The sequence below is a fragment of the Undibacterium sp. TC4M20W genome (assembly GCF_049340245.1).
Classification (GTDB): Bacteria; Pseudomonadota; Gammaproteobacteria; order Burkholderiales; family Burkholderiaceae_D; genus Undibacterium.
The window spans coordinates 399,545-416,295 of sequence record NZ_JBMPPI010000002.1; the positions used below are offsets into that span (position 1 = coordinate 399,545).

Consider the following 16,751-nt stretch of genomic DNA (forward strand, 5'->3'; position numbering starts at 1 on the left):
CGCAAGGTCTGTGCGCTATCGCACTTATATAACAATTTTTTGAGGCAAAACTTGAGCCTGGTCGGCTTACTAGCCGACCTTCGTCACTACGTCATCTCAACTCAGGTTTCAGTCAATTCCAGTTCAAAGACAAGAATTAGTGCGCCCGGCGCTCAACGGCAAGCTTAATTAAACTGACTAAAATCAGGCTTACGTTTTTGAAAGAAAGCCGTGAATGCCTCTTTCGCTTCTGGTGCATTCAGCATGGCCGAGAAATATTTATTTTCTTCAGTCATCTTGGCGCTGATTGCAGCGGGTTGGTTGCCTTTCATCAGGCGTTTGGTGGCGCGTATGGAAGCGGCTGGAAGTGCGACCAGTTTGGCAGCTTGTTGCTGGGCATAGGGGAGCAATGCTTCCAGTGGCAAGACTTTATTGACGAAGCCGATTTCAAACGCTTCTGCAGCGGTGAAGGCTTCGCCCAGCATGAGTTTTTCTGCGGCGCGTTGATAGCCGACGATTTGCTGGAATATCATGCTGGAGGCAAACTCGGGGCACAGGCCAAGCTGGGTGAATGGCATCGACAGTTTGGCATTTTCTGCCAGGTAAATCATGTCGCAATGCATGAGTAGCGTGGTGCCTATGCCGACTGCGGCGCCGGAGACGGCGGCTATTACTGGCTTGCCTGATTCGTTCAAGGCTTGCATGAATTGATAAACGGGTGGCACGGCGTCTGGCTCGGCCAGGCTGCGGGCGTTTTTCATGAAATCTTCAAGGTCATTACCGGCGGTAAAAATTTCTGGCTTGCCGGTGATGAGGATGGCGCGTACGGCCACGTCTGTTTCTGCATCGCGCAGTGCATCTGCCATGGCCTGGTACATGGCCTGGGTGATGGCATTTTTCTTTTCTGGACGATTGAAGTTGATCGTCAAAATTCCATTTTCTTTGTGGGTCAGTATATCCATTGTTGTAGTCTCTTGTTATTGATCAGGTAGATTGTGGTGCAGTAGTCAGCCATTGTAAGGCTTGCTGCCAAAGTGTATTGCGGAACTGTGGGCGGAAAAAGCCAAAATGTCCTATGCGTCTTGCATCGACGTCTTTAGGATTGATATAACGGCGTTCAACCTTAGCATTGCTGTAGTAATCATGCATGCTGTCTATGCTGCGGCGGCTCATCATTTCATCGTCAGTAAAGCTCATGCAGAGTATGGGCTTGTGGATTTTATGGTGGCCGGTTTGCATGGGGCTGCCATCTTTCTCCACGAAATATTCTGGGCTACGGCACCAGCGTGACCATTGATAAATCACACCCTTAGGCAAGTCACCGACCTTGCGCATTTTTTTACCGGGGAAATAGCCCCAGATGCGGGTATATAAAGGCACGAGGAAATACCACATGAGCCAGACAAAACGTTTCAGCTGAGGTGAATTGTCGCGCCAGTAGCCGCTGCCACAACCTACAGTCAGCATGCCATCGATGAGATGGTTGTCAGGCACCAGGCCTGGCAATTGCCCGCCGAGCGAGTGACCGACGATGAGCAGAGGTACATCCGGTTGCCATTCCTTGGCAGTTTTCAGGGCGGCATTGTAGTCACGCTCTGCCCAGACCAGGATGTCGGCATCAAAACCACGTAATGAATTGCGGTATTGCTCGGGGATGGATTCGCCCATGCCGCGGTAATCAAAACTCAGTACGGCAATGCCATTCTCCGCCAGAAATTCGGCAAAGGGTTCGTAGAAATTCTGCTTCACACCCATGGCCGCCGGCATGACGACGACTGATTTTATTGTGCTTGCGGGGGTGAATTTTTTTGCTGTCAGCGCCGTGCCGTCAGCAGTGATAATTTGTACCGTCTCCATCATGGCTCCTTCAAACTCAACTCATTAAAAAAAACCGCGCAGAAAATACAGTCTGCGCGGTTGTTTTTGTTCAGGCAAGCAGCTTACATGCGTTCAAAAATACCGGCAGCGCCCATACCTGTACCTACGCACATGGTGACCATGCCGTATTTGAGGTTGTTGCGATGCAGGGCATGGATAGTCGTTGCAGAACGGATCGCACCAGTCGCACCCAGTGGGTGACCCAGGGCAATCGCGCCGCCCATAGGGTTGACCTTGGCTGGATCCAGACCCAGGTCTTGTACCACGGCCAGGGATTGTGCTGCAAAGGCTTCATTCAATTCAAACCAGTCGATCTGGTCTTGCGTGATACCGGCGGCACGGCATGCTGCCGGGATAGCTTCTTTAGGACCGATACCCATGATTTCTGGTGGTACGCCGCGTACTGCGAAGGAAGCGAAACGGGCCAGTGGTGTCAGGTTGAATTCCCTCAGGATTTTTTCGCTGACCAGGATCAGGGCACCAGCACCGTCGGAAGTTTGCGAGCTGTTGCCTGCAGTGACGCTGCCTTTGGCGGCGAATACGGGTTTCAGTTTTGCCAGGCCTTCGATGGAGGTATCTGGACGTGCGCCTTCGTCACGGCTGACGGTGCGGGTTTTCAGTTCGATTTCGCCAGTTGCCAGGTTAGGCACGCGGTCGATGATATCGACAGAAGTTGTCTCAGCATCAAAGTAGCCAGCGTTTTGCGCAGCGATGGCACGTTGGTGCGATTGCAGGGCAAATGCATCTTGCGCTTCACGGGATACTTTCCATTGCTGGGCCACTTTTTCTGCTGTCAGACCCATGCCGTAAGCCATGCCGACATTTTCATCTTTCAGGATATCCATGTTCATCGATGGATTATTACCCATCATAGGCACCATGGACATGGATTCGACTCCACCAGCAATCATCACGTCAGCTTGGCCAACGCGGATGCGGTCTGCCGCCATCGCAACGGCAGTGATACCAGATGCGCAATAGCGGTTGATGGTGACGCCACCGATGCTATTAGGCAAACCTGCCAGCAAGATGCCCATGCGCGCCAGGTTCAGGCCTTGCGGGCCTTCAGGGAAAGAGCAACCGATGATCGCATCTTCAGCCAGCTTGGGATCAAGATTGGGTACTTGTGCAAAAGCAGATTGCAGTACGCGCACCAGCAAGTCATCAGGGCGGGTATTACGGAACATGCCACGACCAGATTTGCCGATCGGGGTACGGGTAGCAGAGACGATATAGGCGTCTTGGAGTTGTTTAGTCATGTTAATGTACCTCGATTAGTTACGGACTGGCTTGCCAGTTTGCATCATGCCCATAATGCGCTCTTGTGTTTTTGGATGATTCAGCAATTCCATAAACGCTTTGCGCTCCATGTCGAGCAACCACTGTTCGCTGACCAGGCTGCCATTATCGATGTCGCCACCGCTGACCACTTCAGCAATCATTTTGCCCAGTTTGAAATCATGTGCAGAGATGAAACCGCCATCACGCATATTGATCAGTTGTGCCGCAATTGTGGCGATGCCATGGCGGCCAGTGACTGGTACCAGTTTGCGCATAGGGGCGCGGTAACCGGCGTCAAACATAGCGCGTGCTTCAACTTTCGCAACGTGCAGCAATTCGTAAGGGTTGAAGACGATGACGTCATCCGCAGACAAATAGCCCATCTTCTGTGCTTCCAGCGCAGATTTGGAGACTGCGGCCGTCGCTGCATTGGTGAAGTAGTTTTTCAGGAACTGCAGCAAATCTGTGCCTTTGGCATCTGCCGCTGCACGTACTGCTGCTTCTTTCAAACCACCACCGCCAGGAACCAGGCCTACACCCACTTCTACCAGACCGATGTAAGACTCTATGGATGCCACGCGTTTTGCAGCGTGCATCATCAATTCGCAACCACCACCGAGTGCCAGGCCGGAAACGGCAGCAACTACAGGGATGTTGGCGTATTTCAAGGCCTGATGCGCATCTTGCAGGCGCGAGATCGCTGGTTCAATGGCTTTCACGCCACCGGACATGAACAAAGGCAGCATGGCTTGCAAGTCAGCACCGGCAGAGAAGGCACCGCCGTCAGCCGCATCTGCACTCCAGATGACCAGACCCTTGAAGTTTTTCTCGGCTTCAGCGATGGCTTTTTCCATGCCTTCGATAACGCCTGGGCCAATCACATGCATCTTGGTTTTCAGTGACAGGACCAGTACGTCGTCATTCTGATGCCAGATACGGACAGATTCATCTTCAAAGAAAGTCGTACCGGCAGTTGCACCAGTTGCCACGCCTGTGCCGAGTACCGGTGCGCGGAAGGCTTGACGGTCGTACACAGCCAGTGTGGAACGTGGCACGTAAGTGCTGCTTGCTGGCGACCATGAGCCTTCAGCGGTGTGCACGCCCGTGCGTCCGTCAAATACCCAGGCTGGCAGCGGTGCATTGCACAGCGCCTTGCCTGCATCGATATCTTCCTTGACCCAGCCAGCCACTTCTTGCCAACCAGATGCCTGCCATGTTTCGAACGGGCCTACGTTCCAGCCAAAGCCCCAGCGCATCGCAAAGTCGATGTCACGTGCATTGTCGGCTATCGTCGCGCCATGTACAGCGATGTAATGGAAGGCATCACGGAAAATCGCCCACAGGAACTGTGCCTGTACATTGGTCGATTCACGCAGGGTCTTCATTTTCTTGACCGGGTCTTTTTCTTTCAGCATGCGGGCGACAACGTCGTCAGCCTTGGCGCCGCCAGTCACATATTGTGCCGTAGCGAAGTCCAGACGCTGGATATCCTTGCCAACTTTTTTGTAGAAACCGGCACCGGATTTTTGTCCTAAAGCACCTGCAGCGACCAGTTTGGCCAGCACTTCAGGTGTTTTGTAGACAGCGAAGAAAGGATCATCAGACAGATTGTCTTGCATGGTCTTGATGACATGGCCCATGGTATCGAGACCAACCACGTCAGCAGTACGGAAAGTACCGGAAGAAGCACGACCCAGTTTTTTGCCTGTCAGGTCATCGACGACATCGACAGTCAGACCAAATTTTTCTGCTTCATAAATCGTTGCCAGCATGCCGAAGATACCGACACGGTTGGCGATGAAGTTAGGTGTATCTTTGGCGCGGACAACGCCTTTACCCAGTGTCGTTGTCAGGAAGCCTTCGAGCTGGTCGATGATTTCTGGACGGGTAGCAACAGTAGGGATCAGTTCCACCAGGTGCATATAGCGCGGTGGGTTGAAGAAATGCACGCCGCAGAAACGGGCTTTCAGTTCTGCATCAAAACCGTCAGACAGGGCAGTGATGGACAGACCGGAAGTGTTGGATGCGAAAATCGCATTTGGTGCAATGTGCGGGGATACTTTTTTGTACAGGTCATGTTTCCAGTCCATGCGTTCTGCAATGGCTTCAATGATCAGGTCGCAACCGGCCAGCACGTCAAGGTTGTCTTCGTAGTTGGCAACTTCGATCAAAGCTGCGTCATCCTTGTTGCCCAGTGGCGCAGGATTCAACTTTTTCAGGTTCTCGATGGCGCGCAGGACGATGCCGTTTTTCGGGCCTTCCTTGGCTGGAAGATCGAACAGGACGACAGGCACTTTTGCATTGATGCAGTGGGCAGCGATTTGCGCACCCATCACGCCAGCGCCCAGAACGGCGACTTTTTTAACGATGAAATTGGTCATTTTTAACCTCAAGAGTTTCGCGCCATCCCATCCACATGGGATGGCGCGAATGTTTGATTAGAACAAGTCAGCTTCGAGTGACAACAGGTTGGCAGAGCCAGAACGTGCCTGGCGGATCAGCATCGCTGTTTCCGGATACAGGCGGGCAAAGTAGAAACGTGCTGTTGCCAGTTTGGAGACATAGAACTTGTCGCCAGAATCTTGTTTTTCAAGAGCGATTTTTGCCATTTGTGCAAAGAAATAGCTGTACACCAGATGACCGACTACACGCAGGTAAGGTACGGCAGCAGCGCCGACTTCATCCGGATTCTGGAAGGCTTTCATGCCGATTTCCATGGTCAGCTTGGTGACTTTATCGCCCAGCTCAGCCAGCGGTGTGATGAATTCTGCCAGTGCTTCGTTAGTGCCATTGGCTTCAACAAAAGCCTGTACCTTGGCACCAAACTTGCGCAGTTTTGCACCGTTGTCCATGAGGATTTTACGACCCAGCAAATCGAGGGACTGGATCGTGTTCGTGCCTTCATAAATCATGTTGATACGGGCATCGCGTACATATTGCTCCATGCCCCATTCAGCGATAAAGCCGTGGCCGCCGTAGACTTGCAGACATTCAGAAGTTGCAGTCCATGCATTGTCAGTGATGAAGGCTTTGATGACTGGCGTCAGCAAGGCGACTTCGTCAGCGCAATCTTTGCGTACCTGTTCATCAGGATGATTGAATTCTTTATCCAGTTGCAGGGCAACGTAGGAACAGAATGCACGTGCGCCTTCTGCATAGGCTTTTGCTGTGAACAGCATGCGGCGTACGTCGGCATGAACGATGATAGGGTCAGCTGGCTTGTCCGGTGCTTTAGGGCCAGACAGGCTGCGCATCTGGATGCGGTCTTTAGCATAGACCAGGGCATTTTGGTAAGCCACTTCTGTCAGGCCCAGGCCTTGCATGCCCACGCCCAGACGTGCGGCATTCATGAACACGAACATCGCATTCAAACCTTTGTTCGGGCCGCCGATGAGCCAGCCAGTTGCACCGTCCAGGTTCATCTGGCAAGTGGAATTGCCGTGGATGCCCATTTTTTCTTCGATCGCGCCGCAGAAAATAGGATTGCGTTCACCGATGCTGCCATCTGCATTCGACAGGAATTTAGGAACGATGAAGAGGGAAATACCTTTCGAGCCTTCTGGTGCACCTGGCAGACGTGCCAGCACCAGATGGATAATATTTTCAGCCATATCATGTTCACCGGCAGAGATAAAAATCTTTGCGCCTGTGATTTTGTAGCTGCCGTCAGCCTGTGGTTCTGCTTTGGAACGCAGCATACCCAGGTCAGTACCGCAATGTGGCTCAGTCAGGCACATGGTGCCAGTCCAGTCGCCAGAGATCAGTTTGGGCAGGTACAGGGATTTTTGTTCTGGTGTGCCATGTTCATGGATACATTCATAGGCACCATGGGACAAACCTGGGTACATGGACCAGGCCTGGTTCGATGAATTCAACATTTCATAGAAAGAATTGTTGACCACCAGTGGCAAGCCCTGACCACCGAATTCCGGGTCGCAAGACAATGCAGGCCAGCCAGCTTCCACATATTGCTTGTAGGCTTCTTTAAAGCCTTTTGGTGTGGTGACAGTGTGGTTGGTCTTGTCGTGGTGGCAGCCTTCGCGGTCACCGGAGTGGTTCAACGGGAACAATACATTGGCAGTGAATTTGCCGCCTTCTTCCAAAATCTGGTTGATGATGTCGCCATCAACATCAGCGTGCTTGGGCAGCTGTTTCAATTCTTCTTCTACATTCAACAGCTCATGCAACACGAACTGCATATCACGCAATGGAGCGATATATTGACCCATGATTTTCTCCTGACGGCAAAGTTAAAACGGTAAATGTGGATACTAAATTTTTGCGGCGGTAACTGATCAGGCTGTGACCTGCACCGGCGCGTAATACTCGATCATTCGTTCAAATCCGATCTCGGCACGGCCTACACTGCCCGGCTTGCGCAAGAAACGCGCATCATGGTGCAGGGCTAATATGAGGCCATACATTTCATACACAATCTGTTCAGGTTCGACGTCATCACGCAAATGGCCCAGTTGTATCGCCTGTGCTGCAGCACGGTGCAAGGCACCCTGCCACGCGTGGACCATACCAACCAGTTCATCCCTGATAGGCCCTGCCCTGTCATCGTATTCGGCCGCACCGCTGATATAGATACAGCCAGATGCAATCTCTACCGTGACGCGTCTGACCCATAAGGCAAACATGGACTGCAAACGCGGCAAGCCACGTTCTTCTTTCATGCTTGGGTAAAACACCTCTTGCTCGAAATGATGGTGGTACAGTTTCAGCACTTCGATCTGTAAATCTTCACGCGAACCGAAATGGGCAAACACGCCAGACTTGCTCATGTTCATCTTGTCGGCCAGCAAACCTATGGTCAGCCCCTCGATACCATCACGGCTGGCAGCGTCCAGAGCTACATCCAGAATGGCGGCGCGGGTCAGTTCCCCCTTGCGCATGAATTTTGATGTCATATTCATATTACATTGATTGTGTTGAAAAGATTCATGTCTGCCCGTTGTGACCATTAAATGAAGCAAAAAGTGATGCAAACAAATGAATTTATCGAACGCTCGTACTATTATGCACAGCGCATGAAAAGTCAAACCAGATTCCGTCTTTAGAGGAGAGTATCTATTATGTTTTGCCTCCTGCCATCACACTTTTTGTTTTCTGCCTAATCCAAGCCCGTCCAACCAATCCCGACCTAGTCTTGATTATGGGTCTGGTCAAGTTGTCGTCTGTCACGCTTGGTTGGTCTGGTTGTCAGCTTTGCTGTAGGTTCACGGAAATACTTCCTGTCTTCTGCCACTTTGGCGCGTTTTGCAGCGCTCTCTGCGGTTTCTTCGTACATGGTCTGGGCAATGGTTGCCGAGCCACGGGTTTCCAGTATGCGCAAGACTCTGACTTGCCATACCTGCTCGGCCTGTTGCACCTCGATCAGGTCACCGATTTTGACATTATGCGCAGGCTTGACGCGCTGCTCGTTTTGCAGAGCGCGGCCCAGCTCTATGGCATTGGTTGCCAGGCTGCGGGTTTTAAAGAATCTGGCTGCCCATAGCCATTTGTCGATACGGGTGGTTTCACTCATGAAGGATGTCGCTTTTCTTTATGGGATGTCCGGGCTAATTACCAAGCAGTATGGCCCTAAAAAATACGTTCATTCTATTTTGATGCAATGTATGGCAGCTGTCAGGCAAATACAAGGCATTTTTGCCCAATGTTTGTGCATACAACACAGCGCATCATTTAGTTGAGCTATGTTGCAGTGCGCATAGACAATAAACTGAACGACCGTACAATTCGGCAAAGTTTGTATTAATTTATTTACATTCGCATGCTTGCCAATTTGGTCGGATCAGCTCATGAGCTCTGTTGAAGAACTAAGTGGAAAAAAGCGCGCAATTCTCATTGCCGCAGAGAAATGCTTTGCTGCCCAAAGTTATGAAGGTGTATCGATACGCGACATTGCCCACGAGGCTGGCGTACCCATCGCCCTGATTGGTTATTATTTTGGCGCAAAGAATGAGTTGTATCATGCCATCTACGAACACCACAGCGGCTACATCGCCGAACGCCTGAACGGCCTGCGCCACGCACGCACCCATAGTGCGCCCGGCACCACGCTGGAAGCCATCATTGCCGCCTTTGTGCTGCCAGTATTAAAACTCAATGAAAAAGCCGAAGGCGCAAACTTTTCCCGCATGGTCATGCGTGGTGTGATTGACCAGCACGAAGCCAGCGAACGCATCACCCGCGAATTCTACGACCCCATGGCACGCGAATTCATCGCTGCCCTGCACGATGCCCTGCCCCATGCCAACGCTGAGAGTGTTTACTGGAGCTATCAGTTCGCCCTGGGTGCCCTGCTACATCACGTGGTGGATACCCGAATAGAGCGCTTGTCAGATGGCTTGTGCCCTGCCCGCCAGGCTGACCTGGCGGCACCTTATCTGCTGCGCTTTATCACTGATGGCATCAAGGCAGCCACGCGAGTGGGCTGAAGCACTTGCCTGTGTCACAATGCAAGCCAAACGGACTCGCACGCAGACAAATGGAAGCCATCATCTTCATAGGATTACAGGCCAGTGGTAAATCCTCCTTTTACAAAGAACATTTCTTCAACAGCCACCTGCGTATCAGCAATGATTTGCTGAAAACTAAAAACCGCCAGCAACGTCTGCTGGATTTTTGTTTTGACACCAGCATGCCCTTTGTCGTCGATAACACCAATCCAACAAGAGAAATCCGGGCTGGCTATCTGGAACAGATCAAGGCCAGGCAATGGCCAGTGACTGCGTATTACTTCAAGACTGATCTCGATAGAGCGCTGGCATGGAATAGCCAGCGACAAGGCAAAGACCTCGTTCCCAAGGTCGGCATACTGGATACGCACAGAAGACTGGAAATCCCTGATTATGATGAGGGCTTTGATCGCGTGTATTACGTCGATTTTATAGATGGCAAATTGACTGCCACTGATTGGAAAAAATGAAGTTTGATGAACTGGAAAAACTCATGCGCAGCTATGAAACAGCGCATGATGATTACGTCCCCAGCGGAACGTATATGATTGTCCGCATTGATGGCCGCGGCTTTACCCGCCTGACCAAAGAAACCTGTGCATTTGAAGCGCCGTTTGACATCAGGTTTCGCGACCTGATGGTGGAGACCTGCAAGCATCTGATGAATTGCGGCTTCAAGGTCGTTTACACCTATAACCAGAGCGATGAGATTTCTTTATTGTTTGACCTGCATATCAATGCCTTTGGCCGCAAATTAAGAAAATACAATTCCCTGCTGGCAGGTGAAGCCTCTGCCAAATTCAGTCTCATGCTAGGCCAGGTTGCTGCCTTCGATTGCCGCATCTGCCAGTTACCCACTCAAAACCTCGTCGTCGATTATTTTCGCTGGCGCAATGAAGATGCCAACAGAAATGCCCTGAATGCACATTGCTACTGGCAGCTCAGAAAAGAGGGAAAGTCACAAAACGAAACCACCAGCTTCATAGAAGGCAAGTCACTGGCCGACAAAGAAGCTTTACTGCAAAGCAGGGATATCAATTTCAGCACTCTGCCGCTATGGCAAAAACGCGGCACTGGCCTGTACATGGTCGAAGAAGAAAAAATTGGCTTTAATCCCAAAGAAAACAAAGAAGTCATCAGCACAAGAAAAGTCTTGAAAACAGACTATGAATTGCCGCAAGGGGACGCATATAGTGAATTCTTGTGGCAATTATTAAAAAGCGATGCCGACTGATCATTACACCAGCAGGACACAGCACGTCCCTTATCAGGCCTATGTGCTGGCCCCCATGTTTGCACCGCTTACCTGGTTGCTTGCGGCTGTGGCGACAAATCTTTATGTCCGTGGATTGAGTGTGGGTGCATTTGCCATGCAGTTCCTGTTCATGCTGTTCTTGCTGTTGGGCTCCTATGCATTGTGCACACCCTTGCTGCATATCTGGGCGGGGCTGATGCGCAAGCCACAAAAAAGCAAATACGCAGGATCTATAGTTGCCGCAATTGCTGCTCTGATACTAGGCATGCTGTATGCGCAGCCCTGGTTTCAGTATGCTCGGCATTCAACCCAAAACCTCGTATATCTGGTATTCATGCTGCTCACCAGCCTGGGCATGTTTGTAAGCCTGAAAAACCTGTTCTCGCCCGCAAATAGTAACAACTACCCCGTTGGTCTCGCATGGATAAGCAAGCAGCCCAGCGCTTGGGGTTTATTTTCACTATTCAAAGGTATTTTAGCCCTGCTCATCATTTGTCCGGCAAGTTATTTGAATTCACTGCCGCCCCTGAGTTTTAATTTCTCGAGTTTGTTTAATTTTTTATATAAACAGGGAAATTTTGCCGAAGAAGCATTTGCAGCATCTGTGTTTGATATCCATCCGGGACATTTTCTGGACTGGTGTTTTTACAGCGCTATCATACTGGCGGTAGCCGCAATGGCATCTGCACTACAGGCTAAAATACGGGGGGAGGATTCCTTGTATCATGCAATCGGCTGTATCTGTGGTGTGCTTGCTTTGGCTGTTTTTGACCCCAAGCTGGGCTTTATCGCAGGCCTTGCTTACAGTCTGGCTTCTTATAGTTTGGCATTAACAAAGAGGGAATAGAAATTTATTCAAGCACAGCCATCTCCCTTTCCAACTCATAACATGAGACCAGTCTCAAAGACCAAGAAAATCAAGCAGCTTGTCCAAGGTGTCGGAAAAGAGCCCGGTCATGATGCAGGTCAGTAAATACATGCCAACTACGGACCTGAGTACATATTTCTGCAGCCGCGCCGGGGTCCATTTTTCCTCTGCTTTTTGGGGCGTTTTTTTTGCGACTTTCTTTTGCGGTGGCTTTTTTGAATTCTGGTCCGGCTGCAAGGTAAGACGCATATCTACATAGTTCTGCCACCAACTGACAGATTCACGATTAACTTCATATTGCAAGGCATCTTTCTTGTCTGAACCTAACTCTCGTAACAATTTGTGCATAGCCAGGAGCTGTTCATGAATTTCTGCAAAGGCCTTGAACTTTTCTTCGTTTGGAATAGCCATCAATAATTGAAAAGCGGCAGCTGTCGGTGTGCCATAGGGCAGGCTCTCCATGTCACGACGCCACTCACGCGCGTTAGCACGCCTGACCAGGTTGATGACTGCTGTCGAATGCTGGCGGCGCTTGGGTAATAAGTTTTTCCAGTCGTAATACGCAGTCAAAAATTTGACCAGTGGGTAGCTCTCGTCGAAGGATTCATTGATCACCTGCACAAAAGCCTGTTCCAGCCTGACCTTGAAATCCAGATTTCCCCAGGCTGGCTGCTCCAGTAATTGCCTGAGCTTTGCTTCTTGCTGACGGGCATCAGTCCTCAGCAATATGTTACAAACTTGCAGGGCCGCAGTTGCTGCGTCAGGTGGGCGATTACCAGTGGCAGCATTGCTGCTGCCTTGCCCGGGCATTTCAGAATCTGACTGCGCAATATTTTTAAGATTTGCCTTGTTCGAGAAATAAGCAATTTGAGGACGTGGGCCCGGTTTCCATTTTTGTCTCAGTTGCTGTTCCAGGGTATTGTCAGATTCCAGATGTAAATCCAGATTGACGGACCAGTCCAAAGGCTGATCCAGCACATGTCCAGGAAAACCGCCAGGTATCTCTGTCTTTTGCTGGGTTTGTTCAACAGATTGAGGCACAGGGCGCGGCCCTGGCGGTACCGTTTGGGTTTGGGGCTGAGTTTGACCACCCCAGGATAAAACTTGTGCATCCAGGTCCGTCGTACTGGGCAGGGATGGGTCTTCCTCCGGCCTGGTGTCTGGCTGGAGTATCGCTGCCATGTCCAGCTCAGGCAGATCTGGCTGCTCTTCAGTGAAATTGGGGCCTGGCGCCTTGTCAGTATCACTTACTGTGGAAAGCGCCAATTCATAGGCCTGCCGCAAGGCCTTGAAACCTTCAGGATCATCTTCAGGGTTGACCTGCTTCAGACGCGCGGCATAGGCAAGTTTGATTTGCCGCTTGTCATCTGTGGCGGCAATACCAAGGTGGACGAAGGGATTCATAACAAGGGCGCGCCCTCGAATCGGGTCAGCACTTCCGTGAACGCCTCATTGGCCTTGGCGATTTCCCTTGGGTTTTGTCGTGCCAGTATTTGCTCATACTGGCTGAGGCGTGCAGCAACCCATTCACGGCGGTTACCAAGATTTTGTTCATACAGCCGTTTCAGGCGTTCCAGCATGGCCTGATTTTCAAGTTGATCACGCGGATGTATTTTTAATGCACGCATCGCCACCAGGCTGCGTTCAAGCTGCTCTGCCGACATCGCGCCGGGATTTTGTTCTATGACCAGGTTTTGCTTTGCCCCTGTGGCTTTAATGGTAGCTTCCACTTCCAGCAAGCCATTGATGTCATAGGTGAAACGAATGTCTACACTGCGGTCCGTATTCGGCGTAAAAGGCATGGGAAGAGTGAAGGCTCCCAGCGCGATATTGTCTTTGGTTTCGCGACTTTCACCCTGGTAGACCCTGATATCGATCTGTTCCTGCTTGTCACTGATGGGTTGAAATTCCTTGGAGCGGCTGACTGGTACCACCGTGTTACGTTCAATCAAAGGACTGAACAAACCCGTGCGATACTCGCCGTCACCGTACTCTTCTGATACTGCGATACCGAGCGAATAAGGGCAGACATCCGTCATGACAACTTCATTGAGTGCCTCGTCCCTGGCTTTCAGGCCAGCCTGGACGGCAGCGCCGATGACGATGGCCTCATCGGGATTGATATCACGGCTGGGGAAGCGGCCAAACAAACGGGTCAACAGACGATGGACGATAGTCATGCGGGTAGAGCCGCCTACCATTACAACGCGGTCAAGCTCATTCGGCCTGATATTGGAATCACGCAGTGCGCGCTCTATAGGCTGGCTCAGGCGTTGCAGCAAGTCTGCGCACAGTTTCTCATAGGCAGTGAGACTGACCTCCCAGAGCAGCTCAGATTCATTGTGACGGTAAGAAAAGGTGGCATGATCGCCACCTGACAGGGCGCGCTTGACCCGTTCTGCTTCTGTGCGCAAATGGGTACGCTGGGCGGCGCTCAAATCGGTCTCAATAATACCGGCAGTCTTGCCGGTATTTTCAATGAAGCCCTTGACCAGCACCCCGGTAAAATCTTCGCCACCAAGGAAATTGTCACCTGCAGTTGCACGGACTTCCATGATGCCTGCAAACAATTCCAGAATGGACACATCAAAGGTGCCGCCACCAAGATCAAACACCAGGAATTGTGATTCTTTAGGCGCTAAGTGCAGACCATAGGCCAGTGCGGCAGCCGTTGGTTCGTTCAACAAACGTTCTACCTTCAGGCCTGCCAATTCACCGGCAATGCGGGTGGCCTTGCGCTGGGTGTCGTTAAAATAGGCTGGTACGGTAATGACGGCTTCAGTCACTTTTTCACCAAGAAAAGCCTCGGCATCGGCAACCAGTGACTTCAGCACCAGCGCAGATAACTCTTCTGGCCGGTAGTTTTTACCCGCAAGCCGCATGCTCTTTTCCGTACCCATGTAGCGTTTGAAAAGAGCTGCAGAACGGTCAGGATTGGTCAGCAAGCGGTCACGTGCAGGCAAGCCTACCAGCACTTCGCCATTGTCGTTGATACTGACACAGGAGGGTGTCAGCACATGACCCAGCGCGTTGGCAATCAATTGCGCCTGACCATCTTTCCAGACAGCGATCAAGCTATTGGTTGTACCCAGATCTATGCCGACTATCATTTCAAAAGCCTTTATTATAAATTCCGACTAAAATTGTTTTGTACCACTAGTGGACTGGCCAGCCATAGGCCGCACATTGACGGGCAATTGCAGGTGTCCAGAATTTGCTGGGTAAGAACAAGGCCACACCTGGAAATGCATCATGTATCAACACCGGCAAATAATTGGAGATCAGCCGATTAACCGGCAAATGCTTGCGTATCAACAAAATTGCGGAAGTACACACATCGTCACTCGATATTCTATAGGGCAGCTCTGCGCCTAGCGTCATCGGTATTTCGTCTGTCATGAAGTCCGCCATGAAACCCAGGCGCGCATCAAACGGCCTGCATCCTTTGTAGGAGTTCAGTTTTTTGGCGATAACTTCAAGCTGAGGCGGTGTCAGCAAACCCTGGGGATCAAAAACGATTTGCGCGAAGCGATCTACATTCTCATCTGTATAGGCTTGATTATGTGCCTGTACTATGCAAGCCCAGACTACCCTTCCTCCGCGATAAAGGGAGAAGTAAGTCTGAAACCACAGATTGAAATATTTGTCCTTGAACCAGTCAATTCTCTTGGTCGTCAGGTAATCACGCTGATGCATGGGCCAGTTGTCTATCAATTGCTGTACGGCGGGCATTTCATCATTGATGCTGGCAGCCCGCTGCGTAAAGGCAGCCTTTCCCCATTGCTTGAAAGCAGAACGCAGTTGTTGCGAGGTTTCTTTAGCAAACAGCCGTCGCAATATAGCCTGTAAAGGGAAGAAAGGCATCCCCATCTCGCCACCTGCTGCATTGAAGACCGCAACCAAAGACCTGGCCGGGCTGGCAGTGATGCTTTTTTTCTCAGGAAAACGCTGCCCGAATTGCGCAATGCTGTACCAGTCAACATGGCAGCCGGCTGCTTTGGCGATGACCTTGCTACAATAAAATGCAACACAATACAAAAAATTCATATTCGCAGTGCGGGCTGTGAACTCATCTTCAGTCATGCTCAGGCTGTTTTGCAATTCGCCCAGCAGATAATCTACCCTTAACAGGCTGGGCAAGGAAAAATCCAGCTTTAGCTGATACAAGGCTCTTTGAAAGCAAATGCCATCATCAAACGGGTAGCGTGCAATCAGTGCATCGAGGTAGCGTGAGCCTATTTCATTGCTATTCCAGCCCGGCTCAGGCAAGGATAAAAATGAAGGGCAGCGTGCCGCAATGACTGGCGACTCTGACTCATAGCTGGCTTGCGAAGGCTTGAGCTTGCGATCATACTCCATAGGTTTGCGCCAATGGGTAGCACAACGACTGGACAACAAAGCGGTAAACTCAGGCAGTATTTCATCAAGCATGGGGAAGATTGCCTCGGGATAGCGATACACTTGCACCATGCCGGCAAGCAGACCCGGGCCTTGTTCTGAGCGTGAATATGGCAGGGCCAGTACCAGACCATGCAAAACCTCAGGTACAACGGAAAATTCGATCAACAGGGTGAGGGCGCAGGCAGAATCGGGCATGAACGTTGCGCGGCTCTCAGCCATCAGCTTGACGACAGTGCCCGCCATATTGGTTTGCAACCACACCTGTTTTCTTTGCTCGAAATCATCTGCACTGCTATCCAGTTTTTCTTCCCAGCGCCTGCCACTTTCATGCAATTCATAAAGTGTCGGTGGCCAATCACTTTTAGGCAACACCTGAAATGCTGCTGCGGCGACATCTGCTGCCATGGCAATGGCAGTACGCAGGGGCGATGTGAGCAGCATGAGACGGTATCCTAAAACTGGTATGAATAATGATGATTGCCTGATGTTACCTATTTGCAACTTCCCCACTTGAACTCATCTGATCTGGCCTGATTATCCCTGGCGAAAATGCCTAAGAAAAAAGTTCTTAGTGCAAAATAGAAAACCCCATAGTTTAACATCCTGTATATGATCAGGAGTGAAT

At 50.9% G+C, this 16,751-nt stretch carries 14 protein-coding genes; 4 read left to right on the forward strand and 10 right to left on the reverse strand.

The window, feature by feature from the left end; translation table 11 throughout:
- Positions 1-164: 164 nt before the first annotated feature.
- The 7 genes from ACO0LL_RS04235 to ACO0LL_RS04265 form a co-directional block, all read right to left on the reverse strand.
- Positions 165-941: an enoyl-CoA hydratase gene (locus ACO0LL_RS04235; RefSeq protein WP_422949634.1), complete on the reverse strand. Its 777-nt coding sequence runs from the start codon at positions 939-941 to the stop codon at positions 165-167.
- Positions 942-963: 22 nt separating this feature from the next.
- Positions 964-1,836, reverse strand: a complete 873-nt coding sequence (locus ACO0LL_RS04240) for an alpha/beta fold hydrolase (RefSeq protein WP_422949635.1) — start codon at positions 1,834-1,836, stop codon at positions 964-966.
- 83 nt (positions 1,837-1,919) lie between these two features.
- Positions 1,920-3,116, reverse strand: a complete 1,197-nt coding sequence (locus tag ACO0LL_RS04245) for an acetyl-CoA C-acyltransferase (RefSeq protein WP_422949636.1) — start codon at positions 3,114-3,116, stop codon at positions 1,920-1,922.
- Between the two features lie 15 nt (positions 3,117-3,131).
- The gene (locus tag ACO0LL_RS04250) at positions 3,132-5,519 is read right to left on the reverse strand and encodes a 3-hydroxyacyl-CoA dehydrogenase/enoyl-CoA hydratase family protein (RefSeq protein WP_422949637.1); all 2,388 of its coding nucleotides are present in this window, start codon (positions 5,517-5,519) and stop codon (positions 3,132-3,134) included.
- A gap of 57 nt (positions 5,520-5,576) precedes the next feature.
- A complete protein-coding gene (locus ACO0LL_RS04255; RefSeq protein ID WP_422940801.1) occupies positions 5,577-7,367 on the reverse strand; it encodes an acyl-CoA dehydrogenase C-terminal domain-containing protein in 1,791 nt (596 codons plus the stop codon).
- Between the two features lie 66 nt (positions 7,368-7,433).
- Positions 7,434-8,036, reverse strand: coding sequence for a TetR/AcrR family transcriptional regulator (locus tag ACO0LL_RS04260; protein ID WP_422949688.1), 603 nt, complete (start codon positions 8,034-8,036; stop codon positions 7,434-7,436).
- A gap of 248 nt (positions 8,037-8,284) precedes the next feature.
- Positions 8,285-8,668 (reverse strand): RNA-binding S4 domain-containing protein, encoded by a 384-nt coding sequence (locus ACO0LL_RS04265; RefSeq protein ID WP_422949638.1) that lies wholly within the window; start codon positions 8,666-8,668, stop codon positions 8,285-8,287.
- 274 nt (positions 8,669-8,942) lie between these two features.
- Here ACO0LL_RS04265 and ACO0LL_RS04270 point away from each other — a divergent pair, with 274 nt between their 5' ends.
- The 4 genes from ACO0LL_RS04270 to ACO0LL_RS04285 all read left to right on the forward strand — a co-directional run bounded on the left by ACO0LL_RS04270 (position 8,943) and on the right by ACO0LL_RS04285 (position 11,704).
- The gene (locus tag ACO0LL_RS04270; RefSeq protein WP_422949639.1) at positions 8,943-9,581 is read left to right on the forward strand and encodes a TetR/AcrR family transcriptional regulator; all 639 of its coding nucleotides are present in this window, start codon (positions 8,943-8,945) and stop codon (positions 9,579-9,581) included.
- A gap of 50 nt (positions 9,582-9,631) precedes the next feature.
- Positions 9,632-10,072 (forward strand): AAA family ATPase, encoded by a 441-nt coding sequence (locus tag ACO0LL_RS04275; RefSeq protein WP_422949640.1) that lies wholly within the window; start codon positions 9,632-9,634, stop codon positions 10,070-10,072.
- Positions 10,069-10,836: a tRNA(His) guanylyltransferase Thg1 family protein gene (locus ACO0LL_RS04280; RefSeq protein ID WP_422949641.1), complete on the forward strand. Its 768-nt coding sequence runs from the start codon at positions 10,069-10,071 to the stop codon at positions 10,834-10,836. The genes ACO0LL_RS04275 and ACO0LL_RS04280 overlap by 4 nt, the downstream gene beginning before the upstream one ends.
- Before the next feature lie 151 nt (positions 10,837-10,987).
- On the forward strand, positions 10,988-11,704 hold the full coding sequence (locus ACO0LL_RS04285) for a hypothetical protein (RefSeq protein WP_422949642.1): 717 nt from the start codon (positions 10,988-10,990) through the stop codon (positions 11,702-11,704).
- Between the two features lie 54 nt (positions 11,705-11,758).
- Here the strand turns inward: ACO0LL_RS04285 and ACO0LL_RS04290 are convergent, their stop codons facing one another.
- The 3 genes from ACO0LL_RS04290 to ACO0LL_RS04300 are packed head-to-tail and all read right to left on the reverse strand — an operon-like array spanning position 11,759 to position 16,567.
- Positions 11,759-13,129 (reverse strand): hypothetical protein, encoded by a 1,371-nt coding sequence (locus tag ACO0LL_RS04290; RefSeq protein WP_422949643.1) that lies wholly within the window; start codon positions 13,127-13,129, stop codon positions 11,759-11,761.
- Entirely contained in the window at positions 13,126-14,835 is a 1,710-nt protein-coding gene (locus ACO0LL_RS04295) for an Hsp70 family protein (protein ID WP_422949644.1), read from the reverse strand. Before ACO0LL_RS04295 ends, ACO0LL_RS04290 begins: the two co-directional genes overlap by 4 nt.
- A 46-nt stretch (positions 14,836-14,881) precedes the next feature.
- Positions 14,882-16,567: a hypothetical protein gene (locus ACO0LL_RS04300; protein ID WP_422949645.1), complete on the reverse strand. Its 1,686-nt coding sequence runs from the start codon at positions 16,565-16,567 to the stop codon at positions 14,882-14,884.
- Between the last annotated feature and the right edge of the window lie 184 nt (positions 16,568-16,751).

Bases quoted from the DNA above. Each gene is read 5' to 3' on its own strand.
- ACO0LL_RS04235 (WP_422949634.1), bottom strand. From the start codon at position 941: ATGGATATACTGACCCACAAAGAAAATGGAATTTTGACGATCAACTTC.
- ACO0LL_RS04240 (WP_422949635.1), bottom strand. From the start codon at position 1,836: ATGGAGACGGTACAAATTATCACTGCTGACGGCACGGCGCTGACAGCA.
- ACO0LL_RS04245 (WP_422949636.1), bottom strand. From the start codon at position 3,116: ATGACTAAACAACTCCAAGACGCCTATATCGTCTCTGCTACCCGTACC.
- ACO0LL_RS04250 (WP_422949637.1), bottom strand. From the start codon at position 5,519: ATGACCAATTTCATCGTTAAAAAAGTCGCCGTTCTGGGCGCTGGCGTG.
- ACO0LL_RS04255 (WP_422940801.1), bottom strand. From the start codon at position 7,367: ATGGGTCAATATATCGCTCCATTGCGTGATATGCAGTTCGTGTTGCAT.
- ACO0LL_RS04260 (WP_422949688.1), bottom strand. From the start codon at position 8,036: ATGCGCAAGGGGGAACTGACCCGCGCCGCCATTCTGGATGTAGCTCTG.
- ACO0LL_RS04265 (WP_422949638.1), bottom strand. From the start codon at position 8,668: ATGAGTGAAACCACCCGTATCGACAAATGGCTATGGGCAGCCAGATTC.
- ACO0LL_RS04270 (WP_422949639.1), top strand. From the start codon at position 8,943: ATGAGCTCTGTTGAAGAACTAAGTGGAAAAAAGCGCGCAATTCTCATT.
- ACO0LL_RS04275 (WP_422949640.1), top strand. From the start codon at position 9,632: ATGGAAGCCATCATCTTCATAGGATTACAGGCCAGTGGTAAATCCTCC.
- ACO0LL_RS04280 (WP_422949641.1), top strand. From the start codon at position 10,069: ATGAAGTTTGATGAACTGGAAAAACTCATGCGCAGCTATGAAACAGCG.
- ACO0LL_RS04285 (WP_422949642.1), top strand. From the start codon at position 10,988: ATGCTGTTCTTGCTGTTGGGCTCCTATGCATTGTGCACACCCTTGCTG.
- ACO0LL_RS04290 (WP_422949643.1), bottom strand. From the start codon at position 13,129: ATGAATCCCTTCGTCCACCTTGGTATTGCCGCCACAGATGACAAGCGG.
- ACO0LL_RS04295 (WP_422949644.1), bottom strand. From the start codon at position 14,835: ATGATAGTCGGCATAGATCTGGGTACAACCAATAGCTTGATCGCTGTC.
- ACO0LL_RS04300 (WP_422949645.1), bottom strand. From the start codon at position 16,567: ATGCTGCTCACATCGCCCCTGCGTACTGCCATTGCCATGGCAGCAGAT.